Below are 13,015 nucleotides of genomic sequence, written 5' to 3' on the forward strand. Positions count from 1 at the left end.
TCTTCTTCACACGGTTTGCGAGCGGCTCAATCCAAATCCGGTTCTTTCAACGTCTTCAAAACAGCGCCGCCATACTTGAGGCGTTCACGGACCGTTGGGGCGCCAAGGATTTCCGAAAGAGCTGTGCCGGCGGCGGCGCTGACGGTTTGATCCTCGCTTTCGAAAGCCTCTTCGATGGCCGCGATGACATGCCGCGAACCCGGCGCGATTTTCGCCAACGCACGAACTGCTGATGCCCGCGCAAAAGGTTCTCCGGTCCTGAGCATGTCCAACAGGTCTGGAACCGCTTCCGCGGCCGCCGGTCCAATGTTTCCCAGCGCGACAGTCACGGGATGCAGAACATAGCCGCCGAACACGCCGGGAGAGGCCGCCCGTTTCACGGATCGCGTTATCCAGGCGACGTAATCCGGGTCTCGCAACATTCTGCGCAACGCGGCAACGGCGGGCTTGCCTTCGGCTTTCAGATTTCCCAGCGCATAAATTGCCAATCGACGCACGGTATCGTCCTCACACTACAGCGACAGATAAAGTGTCGCTGTCGTGCTCATCCTTCGTCGGGGTGATCAGCGGGTAAACGGCCGCCTTCGCGTCAGGCCCAATCGAGCCAAGAACTGACGCGGCGTTTTGACGGGCGCGGACCCGCGAATCCCGGAGCATCTGGACCAGCGAAGGAACGGCGGGCCGGGCATTGGCGCCTAATGTTTTGAATCCAAAATGCGCGCGACGCTGCCGGTCCAGCGCCGACGGAAAACGTGTTCTCAGCCAGCGGAACCGCGGGTTTCTGTCGATGAACGCCGCGGACCTTTCTCTCCAGGAAGAGCCGTCAGTCTGAAGGTCTCTGAGCAGCCACGGAATTGCCTTGGGACCGATCTCGCGAATCGCGCGTTCGGCTTTTGAGGCGTCACCCCAGACGCCTTCGTTCAGCCATTGAGTCAGGCGCTTCCTTCCGAAAGCTGGCTCGCGAGGCTGCAGCGCAAGTCCCAGGATCCCGAAGATCAAGATCGCGGCGACGGCAACAATTATGGCCCGGTGTCGTTTCGTCAAACGCATGGCTTGGACCACTCATGCACACTAATTCAGAAGCGGCTGGAAGCAACAGTTTGTGCGAACCTCGACATGAACTGGCTCATGGGACGGCCTGGTTCCCCGCCGTTCATTCTAAACCTTCTGCTGTCGTCTGCCATCTTCCCCCTCAGCCTGGCCTTCTCCCTCAGGGAGAGGGAACACCGTTGGCCGCGCGGGAGCCAATCTGGCCGCGTCGGACCGCGGACGAACAGTGACGGATTCTCCCTCTCCACGAACCTGATTCAGCCACTGGTTACATGGATCACACGGATTTCACGGCTTTCGCATCCGCGAAAGCCGTGAAATCCGTGGTCAAGAAATCGGTTCAGACTGGCGGAGGCCGGTGTCACCGTATCTCACCGCGCCAGGTAATATTTCTCCGTGTACTCCTGGACCATTCGCCAGGTATCGTACTTCGGGACCAGCGTCGCCATCGCGCGCCGGATTTTCGCGATCCACTGGTGAGGAATTCCCATGGCATCGCGATTGTAGAAAGTGGGAATAACTTCCTCGGTGAGGACGCGGTAGAGATTCTCACTGTCGCGCCGGTCCTGTTCCTCCACGTTGTCCGGGTGGGAATCGTCGCCGATGACAAAGCCGTTCGTGCCGTCGTAGCCTTCGCGCCACCAGCCGTCGAGGATGCTCAGGTTGAGGCAACCGTGGCAGGCGGTTTTCTGGCCGCTCGTGCCGGAGGCTTCCAGCGGCCGGCGCGGATTGTTCAGCCAGACGTCGCAGCCCGACACCATCTGCCGCGCCACGTGAACGTCGTAGTTCTCGACGAAAATCAAATGATCCTTCAGTTCGGTGTATTTGCTCAGATGCAGGATGTGCTGGATGTACCGTTTGCCTTCGTCGTCCTTCGGATGGGCTTTGCCGGCAAAGATGAACTGGATGGGCCGGTGTTTGTCCGAGACGAGCTTCACGATGTTGTCGAACTGCTGGAAAATCAGCGGCGCGCGTTTGTAAGTGGCAAAGCGTCGGGCGAACCCGATCGTCAGCGCGTCGGGGTTCAGCAGTTGATCGAACGCAATGAAGTCGCTTTGGGTCAGGCGCTGGCCCTGAATCAACAAACGCCGCCGGGTGAATTCAATCAACTCGCGGCGGAGTTTGTAGCGCAAGGCCCAGATTTCCTCGTCGGAAATAAACTCCGGGTCTTCGACGCGCGCCCAGAACTCAGGCGTGTTGATGTTTTGTTCCCAGTCGGGTCCCAGTTTGCGTCTCCAAAAACGCCGCGCCGGTCCCTTCATCCAGCCGAGCAAATGAACGCCGTTGGTGATATGGCCAATGGGCACTTCGTCGGCGGTCTTCTTCGGAAAAAGCGGTTGCCACATGTGGCGGCTGACTTGCCCGTGCAGTTCGCTGACGCCATTGGCCGCGCGCGACAGTTTGAGCGCGAGCACGGTCATGCAGAAGAGTTCGGTTTCGCTCCCGGCTTCCACCTGTCCGAGTTTCATCAACTCCTTCAAGGAAAGTTTGAGCTGGTGCTGCAGCTTGAACAATGCATAGCTGATCAGATCGCTGCTGAACCGGTCGTGGCCGGCTTCGACGGGCGTGTGCGTCGTAAAAATGCATTGCGCCCGCGTGGCGGACATCGCCGCCGAAAGAGTTTTTCCTTCAGCGAGCTTTTCCCGGATCAATTCCAGCGTCAGGAAAGCGGCGTGGCCTTCGTTCATGTGAAAGACCGACGGCTCGATGCCCAGGTGCCGGAGCAAGCGGACGCCGCCCACGCCCAGGAGAATTTCCTGCATGATCCGCGTGGTGCTGTCGCCGCCATAAACGCGCACCGTCAGGTCCCGGTAGCGTTGCTCGTTTTCCGGAAGGTTGGTGTCGAGCAGATACACCGCGCAACGCCCGACATTCACGCGCCAGGCTTTGAAATAGACTTGCGCCATCGCGATTTCGACCGTGCAGACGACCGGCTCGCCTTTGGCGTTGAGCACCGGTTCAAGCGGCAGGTCTTTCGGGTGCAAAAGCGGATAAACCTCAATCTGCCAGTTTTCGTGGTTGAAGGTTTGTTGGAAGTAACCTTCGCGATAAAACAGGCTGATGCCGACGAACCCGATGTCCAGGTCGCTCGCGGACTTGGCGTGATCACCCGCGAGGATGCCCAGGCCGCCGGCGGCGATGGGCAGCGTTTCGTGAAAACCGAATTCGGCGCTGAAGTAAGCCACCGGATAGGTGTGAAGCGCAGGAGCGTGAGCCCGTCCCCAGGTGTTCTTGTCGGCCAGATACGCCTCGAATTTTCGGAGCGCTTCACGGACGTGTTGAGCGAATTCCTGGTCCTGGAGCCGCACGCGCAACTCATAATCGGAAACTTCCCGCAGCACGGCTACGGCGTTGTGGTAGAGGTTTTGCCAGCCGCGCGGCGAGAGTTCGTGGAACACCTCCTGAGCTTCCTGACTCCAGGTCCACCAGAGGTTGCGAGCCATCCGGTTGATCCCGACAATGAGGTCGGTCAATTCCGATGAAGACAGGGCGGTTTTGGTCATAGAAAGTAAACGAAGTTACGCGAGTGTTTCAGTCGCGGTGCGCAACGTAGCCAGAAGCGGAAAGCAGAGCAAACCAATTCCCGGTTTCAACGCGCCTGGGCTTGTTGGCAAAGTAGCGCAGATTTTCAATCTGCCGTATCGCCGAATTGCATTCGGCAGCGGGGGCGGGAAATCCAAGCGCGCTCAACTCGCCGAGGCCATGCGGATTTCAAATCCGCGATACAGCAGAATTCGATTCTGCGCTACTTTGTCAATGGCGCCGCCCCTGCGCCGCCGTGAATTCTTCCGCGCGGCGCTTGGCTTCGGCGACTTCATTTGGCGCCATGACTTGCGCGAAGAGGTAAAGGACGTTCACGGCCTGCGCATAGCGCTGCGACGCGGCCAGGCTGAACCATTTGTACGCTTCAATGTAATCGATAGGCACGCCGAGTCCTTTCGCGTGAAGCACTCCGAGATTGAATTGCGCCTGAGCCGATCCGCTCTGCGCCCCCAGCATGTTCCAGCGGTGCGCCTCGGCGTAATCTTGCGGCACGCCTCGGCCGTGCGCATAAAGGCAACCGAGGTTGCTCTGCGCCGCGACAATTCCGCGCTCGGCGGCCTGGCGGTACCAGGCGGCGGCTTCGGCGTCGCTGGGGCGCACGCCGAGGCCGTTCTCATACATCAATCCGAGATTGTACTGCGCGCGAGCGTGTCCCTGGACCGCCGCTTTGTGATACCATTTGACGGCTTCGACAAAATCCTGGGGCACGCCGCGGCCGGCGTCGAACAACACGCCGAGATTGGACTGCGCTTCCGGATCGCCCTGTTCCGCCGCCAGTCGATACCACCGGGCGGCTTCCGCCGGATCTTCGGTTACACCGAGTCCATTGTCGAACATGACACCCAGGTTGTATTGAGCGGAGACGTTCCCTTGCTCCGCTCGCGCTTTGGTGCCTTCAAAATCCAGAGCCAGCATAAAGAATCGACTTCATTGGTATGGCTGAGAGGCAATCACGGCGCGGAAAGTAATCGATCCGTTAAGGCAGCGCAATCTCCGGCAATTTTAACCTCGCGCCGCTGCGCAAAGAAAAGTATCCGTGTAGCCATCCTGAGTTCTGAGCGCATGGACATCGAGCAAAACAAGGCCGTGGTCAGAGGCTTCGTTGAAGCGATCATCAGCATTTATCGAGTCGCAGACGGGCGAATTGCCGAGGCGTGGGTGGAGTGGGATTGCTTGAACGGGCTAGTTCAGCTAGGACACATCAGCCTGCCGTTGGCACGACTCGATACAACACCATGAGCGCGCTGCGCAAAATCAACACGAAGGATATCCCCGAAATCTCGTGGTCGTCGCCCAAAGGAAAATTCGGCGGCGCCGGGAAGGAGATCTCCGAAGCGCTGGGGCGCAAGCCGAACTCGACCGACCTCCGAGAGCGGCATCCGTTCGACGTGGAGATTTGCCGCATCCCATCAGGCAAAAGCGCTTACCCATATCATTCCCACAGCGCCCAGTGGGAATTCTATCACGTGATCTCCGGCCGAGGGATCGTCCGGCACGAGCACGGAACAACTCCGATCGAACCGGGCGACGCGTTCGTTTTCGGGCCGGGGCAACCTCATCAGATCACGAATCCCAACTCGGATTCGGGCGAGGACCTCGTGCTCTACGTGGTCGCGGACAATCCGATCGGCGAGTCCTGCTATTATCCGGACAGCGGGAAATGGCTGGTTCGTTCGCCGGAGCGAAAACTGATTCGCTCGGACGGTCTGGATTACTACCAGGGAGAGGAATGAAACTCGTGAGCAGCGTTGCCCATGAACCGAAAACTGCGCGGACCGCAGCCTTCAGGCTGCTTCCAGCTCCGCGAGGTAGGGCGAGTCCGTCTCGGCGAGCCGTTCGACGATCTCGGAACACGTCCAGTCTGGCTCGCTGGGCACAGGCTCGCCCTACCGTAAGGTTTAAGGGAAGCCGCCCTGGCCACGGCGCCATGCACACGGCCCATGAACCACGCCCTGCACGTAGTTCCGGCTTTAGCCTAATGCCATTCGGTAATTCTTCATGAGCGGGTTGAGAGGACGGAGACTTCCAAGGGACCTTCCGTGCTTTTTTGATTTCGTTTTCGCGGCCAGGGCTGGATCGGTTGGCGCATCGCTCGAGGACACGAGCGATCTCGTTTCTTGGCCATGACGCGGCGGGCCGCCAAGCGATAGAACCGATCACACAATTGTTGCTTCTGCTCTTCGGTCAGAATATCAGCCCCCAGAAGCAAAGTCAGCCAGAGGGGTTCGAGCGTCTCCCACGTCTTGATGAAGCTGACGCGGTGTTGGAGCGGTTCCCCGGGTTTGAGTTTGGCCCGTTCGTGGGCGATCAAGGAGCTGCCGATGATCATCGCGCACACTTCCTGCGCCGCCGTTTCTGGCGTTTGACTGCGGAGCAGGTCATTGACGTTCAAGTGCCATTTCAATTCCCGGAAATAGAGTTCCTGTTCCCATCGGGCCGCATACAGGCGCACCAATTCCTCTATTGCGACGATTTGACCTACACGGCCAAACAGTGAAAGAAGCATCGTCCAGTTCTGAAACGAAACCCATCCGGATGCTCGTGGAGAGCGACGCCTTTGAGAGCGCCCTTCTTGAGAAAAAGCACAGAGAAATGGACCTCAATCGTCAGTCTCTGTGTCTCTGTTACCTCTGTTTCCTCCTGTTTAACATGCCTCGATATCGAGTCTGAATTTCCGGATCCGGGTTCAATTTCCGCCGAGAAGTTTTTGGAGATTGAGCCGGGCGGGGTCGTTGGACGGGTCCAGCCGAAGGGCTTCGCGGAAGTGGCGGATGGCTTCGCTTCGCCGGTCTTGTTTGAGGCAAATCAACCCCAGATTGAAGTGCGCCTCCGCGTAATCCGGGTTGACCTCCAGAGCCCGGGCGAACATCGCGGCGGCTTTGTCAGTTTCCTTTCGTTCCGCGAGCGTTTTTCCCGCTTCGCAATACGGCGTCGCAAAATGGGGAACGAGTTCGCTGACTCGGCGCCACTGCGCGAGCGCGCCTTCGCAATCTCCCAGGTTCGCCAGCAGGAAGGCGAGCAGATCGTGCAGCACCCAATCGTCCTCAGCCTGGGTAATCGCAGCGCGGCACAAGCTGGCAGCGCGGTTCAAGCCGGTCGATTTGATGCGGGGTTGAAGCTTGATCAGGTCTTCCTCCCATCGGCGAAGACGGTCGTCGTGGCCGAGCTGAGCCGTAAAGGGTGGCTGAAGCAATCGCTGCCGAATGTGTTGCTTGGCCCAGTAACGACTGTAGTCATTCCACGCCAGGCGCTGCGCGGCCTCCGATTCCGACATCCACGAGTTTCCGCGTCCGGTCCGGTTGGTGATGCTTGCAGGAAGCAGCAAGGCAATCTGATCGGCGAACAACCGCGCGAGCAAATAATTCCCTTCGAAATTGAAGTGGACGTGTTCGTAGAGCCATTCGTTGCCGGGGATTCCGCCAGGGCTTTGCCGGGAGAATTCCGCCTCGGCGTCGAGCAGGCGCAGATCCGGTGTGCTGACCCGCGTCACCGCGTCGCGGATGATTTCGTTGAGCCGCTCATCCGCGCGGAATCGCAGCGTGTCCAGATCGCGAGCTTTCTGGAAATGGGCCCTGGCTTCGGTGAGTTTTCCGAGCGACAGCATGCACCGGCCGCTGCGAAAATGAAGCTCTGCGAAGGTGTCGTCGATCCGCGCGGCTTCCTCATATTTTCCGAGCGCCTCGTCCAAGCGGCCCGCGGTTTCCGACGCGACGCCGGCCTGAAAAGTTTGCTCCCAGGCTGCGCGCTCGGTTTCTTTCAAGTCGGGACGATGAAGCGAGGTGAAAGGCGGGCAGTCTCTGAGATTCGCCACCAGCGTGCTGAGGACGATTTTTGCGCCGCTCTCTCGGCCGAGGCGCAGGAGGTCGTCGAGATTTTTTTGAAAGTGATCGTGAATTTGGTTCATGCGCGGATCGTCCTGGCGCACTTGATGGCCGAGCATCATGGTCATTCCGGCCCAACCTGTGCGCGACCCGCGCATCGAGAGAAGCTTTTCGCCGGCGTGAGCCAGCAGTTGCCCGGTTCGTGTGGCCTTGAGGGCCAGGCTGGCGCGGATCACGGGAAGCGGCGGGCTTTTCCGTCCAAAGGGCGACCCGGCGCCGAAAGGCCCGACGACTTCGTTGTGGCCCATGTACACCAGCCACAAATCGCCTTGCAGGGCCGCGCATTCCCTGGCGATGGGCAGAAGCGCGTGCGAGTTGATTGCGGTGAACGCGACGTTGATCACTTCAAACCGAACGCCGGAGTATCGTTCGCTCAGCAACGCTTGCAGAATTCGCGCGAAGCTGAACACAGGATCGGGATCGCCTTGGGCCGCGGATTCGCCGAAGACAAAAATCCGGTAGGTCCCCGGCGGATTCTGCTTGGACAACAGCAGAGGACGAGGATAGCGCGCTGCGGTGCGTTCGAAGAATCGCCAGCTAAAGCGCTGATTTTCCACCAGGCTGCCGGGCGGAGCGGAGGGATGGTTCACGAAGAAATGCGTCGAATAGCCGTAGCCGGCCAGCCGCAACCCCAATTCCAACACCGCCAGCGCCAGCGCCGGGAGCACGGTCGCGGTCAAAATCCAGAACCATCGCTCGCGTCGTCGTGCCGCGCCAGGTTCGGGGCGATGCGGTTTTGGCCAACGCAAAGTCACGGCTCCAATTCAAGCCACCAAACACACGAAAGGCACGAAAAAGGGAGAACTTTTCGCCAGATTGGGACTGCTGCTGAAACCCCAGTTACCTTAACTGAGGATGCGTTGAACAGGAGATTGCGGCCATTCCGCCCGAAGTCCGGGTCGCGCTGGGATTCCTCGTTGGCATTGGCCTGGTGGTCGGCGGCGTGTTGATGCGCCAGAAGCAATACACGATCACGTCGCACACGCTTTGCGCGACCGGCGTCGTCATTCTCTATGCGGTCACGTTCGCGTGCCGGGCGATCTATCACTTCGCGTTTTTCGGTCCTGCGCCAACGTTTGCCTTGATGGCGCTCCTCACGGCGGCGGCTTTCGTTCTTGCGGTGCGCCTTGCGGCGCACGTGGTGGCTTTGCTGGGCATGTTGGGCGGCTTCCTGACTCCGATCCTGCTTTCGACCGGACAGGACGCTCCGGTGGCTTTGTTCACTTACATCGCGCTGCTCGATGCCGGATTACTGGCAGTGGCTTTGCACCGCCGATGGTTCTATCTCGCGCCGCTGGCCGCGGCGGGAACCATCCTGATGCAGATCGGCTGGGTGTCGGAGTTTTTCGAGCGGGAACAATATTATCTCGGAAACAAGATTCTCATCCCGCTCGCGGTGCTGCTTGGATTCAACGCGCTGTGGTTGGGTGCCATGCGCCTGGCCAGAACCGGCCCCCTCTCCCGTCCTGCGGACACCCTCTCCCGCTCCGAGGGGGAGAGAGACAGGGAGAGGGGGTCGTTCAAGGACTCCACACAGGATGCTGGGAACAAACATCTCGTCAGCGGATCCATGCTGGCCCTGGCGGCGGTCGCTTTCGGCTTCACGTTTTACTTCATCAGCTTCGAATCGCTGGGGGCGCGGCCGTGGTGGATGTTCAGCTTCGCGTTTCTGGTGGACGCAGCGGTGTTTGCGCTGACGCGGCTGGATCGCCGGCTCGTGGCGGCGCAGCCGTTGGCAGGCGCGGCGATGTTTCTCCTCCTGGCCGTTTGGCTGGGCACGCGCGTTTCCAATGAACTGCTTCCCGCGGCTTTGACCTTCACGCTGGTGTTCGCCGCGTTCCATTCTCTGCTGCCGCTGGCTTTGCGGCGGCTCGACGGCGAACCCGGCACGCCGCCGAGGTGGACTCTCTTGTTCGCGCCCGGAGCGCTGCTCGTCCTGCTGATCCCGATTTTCCAATTGACGGAGCTGATCGTGCTCGTTTGGCCGGTGATCTTGCTGGTGGACGTTTTGGCGGTTGTTCTGGCAGCCCTGGCGGCGACGGCGGTGCCGGTGGTGGCGGCGCTCCTTCTCACGCTCGCGGCTGCGGCGGGAATCCTTTTCAAGATTCCTGCCGACCTGACGGGCCTCCCGCTCTTGCTGCTTGTCCTGGGCCTCTGCGCGGTGTTTTTTGCCGCCGCTGGAATCTGGCTCCAGCGCAAGCTGCCCGGGCAAAGCCCAGGAAACGACTCGCAGACTTCGCCGGATGACGAGATCGCAGCGTCCCTCCCCGCGTTCGCACTCGTGCTTCCGTTCGCCTTGCTGGTGATGTTGACCGGGCGTGTGCCGTTGGCGAATCCATCCCCCGTGTTCGGTCTGGCGTTGCTGCTCCTGGGGATGTTGTTCGGTGTGACCCGGCTGTTTCAAGTCGAGTGGCTGCCGGTCATCGGACTGGGTTGCGTGGCGGCGCTGGAGTACGCGTGGCACATGCGCCTGTTCAGTACCGAGGCGGCTTTGACGCCGCTGCTCTGGTATGTGGCTTTCTTCGCGGCCTTCGCGGTGTTTCCATTTTGTTTCCTGCGGCAGTTTGGAGAAACCACCGGGCCCTGGGCCGCTGCAGCACTGGCCGGACCGGCGCAATTCTTCCTGGTGCATCGATTGGTGAAAGCGGCCTGGCCCAATCAGGTCATGGGCTTGCTCGGCGTTATTTTCGCGGTGCCCGCCTTGGTCAGTCTGGCGGCGATTCTGAAGCGGCTCGCCGCGGATTCACCGGCGCGAAAAGCGCAGCTTGCGTTGTTCGGGGGCGTGGGTTTGTTTTTCATCACGCTGATTTTTCCGCTGCAGTTCGAGCGGCAATGGCTGACCGTGGCGTGGGGGCTGGAAGGCGCGGCTTTGTGCTGGCTTTTTCACCGAGTTGCGCACGAGGGGTTGCGATTGACCGGCGTCGCGCTGCTCGTCATCGCTTTTGTCCGGCTGTCGTTGAACCCCGCCGTGCTCGGCTACCATGCCCGGAGTGAAATGCCCGTCTCAACTGGTACCTCTACGCCTACGGTCTGGTGATTGTCAGCCTGTTCGCCAGCGCGCGTCTGCTCGCGCCGCCTCGCGACCGCGTTTTGAATGTGCGCGCGCCGGCGTTGCTTTGCACGCTCGGCGCCGTGCTCGCCTTTCTGCTGGTGAATATCCAGGTCGCAGACTTTTTCACCGCACCCGGCGCAAGGACGCTCACGTTCAAATTCTCCGGCAATTTCGGGCGCGACATGACGTACAGCATCGCCTGGGCGCTCTTCGCGCTCGTGCTGCTGGTCATCGGGTTGAACCGCGCAATCGCGGCGGCGCGGTATGCGGCGCTTGCGCTTCTGGGCGTCACGGTCTTGAAGCTGTTTTTACACGACCTCGCGAAGCTGGCGCAGCTCTATCGGATCGGTGCGCTCATTGGCGTTGCCGTGATCGCGATTGTGGCATCGTTTCTTTACCAACGCTTCACCGCCAGCCTGGCCCGGACTCATGCAAACAAAACTATTCCGCCGGCGGATTGAACGGACCTTAGCCGTAACTATGCTTCACAATGGTGCCATTGGGGTTCAGGCAACTCCAACAAAGGGCGGCGGAAAAGAATATGCCAGTGAAGAAAAGCAGAACCAGATTCCAATTGCCCGTGGCGGCGACAATGCGTTCGACCACAACCGGACACAGGAACGCGCCCAAGTTGCCCGCCGTATTCATCATGCTGAAGACCAGCGGCACTTGTTTCCCGCCCATGTCGATGGTGGTGGCATACGCGCACGGCCCGCCACACGCCGCGCACAACGATCCCGCCGTGATGAGAAACACAGCAAAGCCGGCGTCTTTTGCGAAGTAAGCAAGGAGTGAAAAGAACCCGCAGCCGACCATTGCCGCAATGGCCACCCCTTGCCGGCTCCATCGCCGGCTGCCGGTCTTGACCAGAATCCAGTCGATCACAAACCCGCTCACCAGCGCGCCGACCACGGTCGCGAGCAACGGCAGGCTCGTGAGATAACCCGCTTCGAGCGTGCTCACGCCGCGGGTTTCTTTCAGAAATTTCGGAAACCAGGTTCCGTAAAAGATGTAACCGGCGGCGCGAAAGAATTGCTGCCCGCAAATCAACCACATCGGCACGCTGGTCAGGATCGGCTGCCATACCCGCGCGGCTTCGGCCTTCCCTGAAGAGGAATAGGCAGTTGGCGCTTCAGGCAAGGCATGCCTTTCTCTCTCTCTTCCCTGCGAAGGGAGGAGAGGGCCGGGGAGAGGAGGGCCCTCCTCTTGAGCTTTCCCCTCTCCTCGATCCTCTCCCCGCTCATGCCTCGCGGGGAGAGGAAGAATAGCTTCAGAATCGGCCCCCCGAATGTTTTCCAGTTCGGCTGCGTTGACGCCGCGGTGTTCGGCAGGCGTATCGCGAAACCAAAGGTAGAACACTGACGCCCAAATCAAGCCGGGCAAACAAAACACCGCGAACACCCAGCGCCAACTCATCTCTTGCAGCATCCATCCGGTCAACGCGACCGCTACCGCCCCGCCCGCGGACATGCAGCTCGCCAGCCAGCCGCAAGCCACCGCCCGCCGCGTGCTCGGCATCCACTGTCCGATGGATTGAGTCGAGGCCGGGAAGACCCCCGCTTGCGCCAGGCCCATGCCCAACTGCGCCGCGAAGAGCGAGACGAAACCAGTCGCCAGTCCCATGGCCGACGTAGCCAGCGACCACACGGACGCGAACAGCGGCAGGGCGCGGCGGCTCCCCACCGTTTGCACCGTCCAGCCGCTTGGGATCTGAAACACGGAGTAGGTGGCGAAAAACGCCGACATGATCCAGGCCATCTGCCGGTCGCTCAACTGAAGTTCGCGGCCAATCTTCCCGTCGGCCACCGCGACGCCCAGGCAGTTTCGGCTCATGTAGGAAATGGCCGCCGCCGCGCAGAGCGCCGCCAGGACGACAAATCGAACGCGCGTGGGCCGCGAAAGTTCAGCGACTGTGCTGTTCATGTGCCCCATAGGAAAGCAGGCTCTTCTAACCAAACCTCAATCCCAAGGAACCAAGATAAGTGTTCTGCCTCGCGCCAGCGTCTTGGACTGCGGCAGTCGTCTGCCGTGTTTGGGCATGCTCTGCGCATCGAAAGTGCCGAAGACAACACGCAATTCTCCGTCGAGAATCCCAACGGGATTCTGCCTCAAAGCCCAGGGCTGCGAGGAACGAAAGGTTCATATTCGGAAGCGCGCCCTGTGATGACAGCAGATTTCCTCGCTTCGCGCGACCGATTTCGGCAAGGTGCAGCGCGCACGGTGCATCCACAAGTTGGCCGTGAGGCGTAGCGCGGATTTTCAATCCGCCGTATCGCGACTTGTAGTCGGCTGCGCGACAAACTCACCCGACCGCACCGGATTGGCGGGCGTGCCGCAGATTCCAAATCTGCGATACGGCAGAGTGCAACTCTGCGCTACGTGGACGGCGACAACCAGTGGATGCACTGAACGCGCACGACTCAATTCGATCCAGGACTTGTCGTACAGCCGTTGAACCGATTTAACCGCTTTAACCATTTAACTCATT

Annotated in this window: 11 protein-coding genes; 3 read left to right on the top strand and 8 right to left on the bottom strand. The window is 60.3% G+C overall.

Annotated features, from left to right (window positions below):
- Positions 1–26: 26 nt before the first annotated feature.
- The 4 genes from FJ398_03005 to FJ398_03020 form a co-directional block, all read right to left on the bottom strand.
- Positions 27–497: a hypothetical protein gene (locus FJ398_03005; GenBank protein ID MBM3836928.1), complete on the bottom strand. Its 471-nt coding sequence runs from the start codon at positions 495–497 to the stop codon at positions 27–29.
- 10 nt (positions 498–507) lie between these two features.
- The gene (locus tag FJ398_03010; protein MBM3836929.1) at positions 508–1,050 is read right to left on the bottom strand and encodes a hypothetical protein; all 543 of its coding nucleotides are present in this window, start codon (positions 1,048–1,050) and stop codon (positions 508–510) included.
- Between the two features lie 371 nt (positions 1,051–1,421).
- Complete coding sequence (gene glgP / locus FJ398_03015; protein ID MBM3836930.1) at positions 1,422–3,554, bottom strand: alpha-glucan family phosphorylase; 2,133 nt, start codon at positions 3,552–3,554, stop codon at positions 1,422–1,424.
- Between the two features lie 250 nt (positions 3,555–3,804).
- A complete protein-coding gene (locus FJ398_03020; GenBank protein MBM3836931.1) occupies positions 3,805–4,509 on the bottom strand; it encodes a sel1 repeat family protein in 705 nt (234 codons plus the stop codon).
- Between the two features lie 329 nt (positions 4,510–4,838).
- Between FJ398_03020 and FJ398_03025 the strand changes: the two genes are divergently transcribed.
- A complete protein-coding gene (locus FJ398_03025) occupies positions 4,839–5,327 on the top strand; it encodes a cupin domain-containing protein (GenBank protein MBM3836932.1) in 489 nt (162 codons plus the stop codon).
- On the opposite strand, the gene FJ398_03030 is transcribed toward FJ398_03025, so the two are convergent.
- The 3 genes from FJ398_03030 to FJ398_03040 form a co-directional block, all read right to left on the bottom strand.
- Positions 5,309–5,536: a hypothetical protein gene (locus tag FJ398_03030; GenBank protein ID MBM3836933.1), complete on the bottom strand. Its 228-nt coding sequence runs from the start codon at positions 5,534–5,536 to the stop codon at positions 5,309–5,311. The genes FJ398_03025 and FJ398_03030 overlap by 19 nt on opposite strands.
- Before the next feature lie 54 nt (positions 5,537–5,590).
- Positions 5,591–6,100, bottom strand: a complete 510-nt coding sequence (locus FJ398_03035) for a hypothetical protein (protein ID MBM3836934.1) — start codon at positions 6,098–6,100, stop codon at positions 5,591–5,593.
- Positions 6,101–6,280: 180 nt separating this feature from the next.
- A complete protein-coding gene (locus FJ398_03040) occupies positions 6,281–8,230 on the bottom strand; it encodes a tetratricopeptide repeat protein (protein ID MBM3836935.1) in 1,950 nt (649 codons plus the stop codon).
- A 116-nt stretch (positions 8,231–8,346) separates the two neighbouring features.
- On the opposite strand from FJ398_03040, the gene FJ398_03045 reads away from it, so the two are divergent.
- Together FJ398_03045 and FJ398_03050 are read left to right on the top strand one after the other, a co-directional pair.
- Complete coding sequence (locus tag FJ398_03045) at positions 8,347–10,512, top strand: DUF2339 domain-containing protein (protein ID MBM3836936.1); 2,166 nt, start codon at positions 8,347–8,349, stop codon at positions 10,510–10,512.
- Positions 10,506–10,988, top strand: a complete 483-nt coding sequence (locus FJ398_03050; GenBank protein MBM3836937.1) for a DUF2339 domain-containing protein — start codon at positions 10,506–10,508, stop codon at positions 10,986–10,988. Before FJ398_03045 ends, FJ398_03050 begins: the two co-directional genes overlap by 7 nt.
- Before the next feature lie 7 nt (positions 10,989–10,995).
- Here the strand turns inward: FJ398_03050 and FJ398_03055 are convergent, their stop codons facing one another.
- The gene (locus FJ398_03055) at positions 10,996–12,459 is read right to left on the bottom strand and encodes an MFS transporter (protein MBM3836938.1); all 1,464 of its coding nucleotides are present in this window, start codon (positions 12,457–12,459) and stop codon (positions 10,996–10,998) included.
- Positions 12,460–13,015 lie beyond the last annotated feature (556 nt).

The sequence above is a fragment of the Verrucomicrobiota bacterium genome (assembly GCA_016871535.1).
Lineage (GTDB): Bacteria > Verrucomicrobiota > Verrucomicrobiia > Limisphaerales > SIBE01 > VHCZ01.

Bases quoted from the DNA above. Each gene is read 5' to 3' on its own strand.
- FJ398_03010 (MBM3836929.1), bottom strand. From the start codon at position 1,050: ATGCGTTTGACGAAACGACACCGGGCCATAATTGTTGCCGTCGCCGCG.
- glgP (MBM3836930.1), bottom strand. From the start codon at position 3,554: ATGACCAAAACCGCCCTGTCTTCATCGGAATTGACCGACCTCATTGTC.
- FJ398_03020 (MBM3836931.1), bottom strand. From the start codon at position 4,509: ATGCTGGCTCTGGATTTTGAAGGCACCAAAGCGCGAGCGGAGCAAGGG.
- FJ398_03030 (MBM3836933.1), bottom strand. From the start codon at position 5,536: ATGGGCCGTGTGCATGGCGCCGTGGCCAGGGCGGCTTCCCTTAAACCT.
- FJ398_03035 (MBM3836934.1), bottom strand. From the start codon at position 6,100: ATGCTTCTTTCACTGTTTGGCCGTGTAGGTCAAATCGTCGCAATAGAG.
- FJ398_03055 (MBM3836938.1), bottom strand. From the start codon at position 12,459: ATGGGGCACATGAACAGCACAGTCGCTGAACTTTCGCGGCCCACGCGC.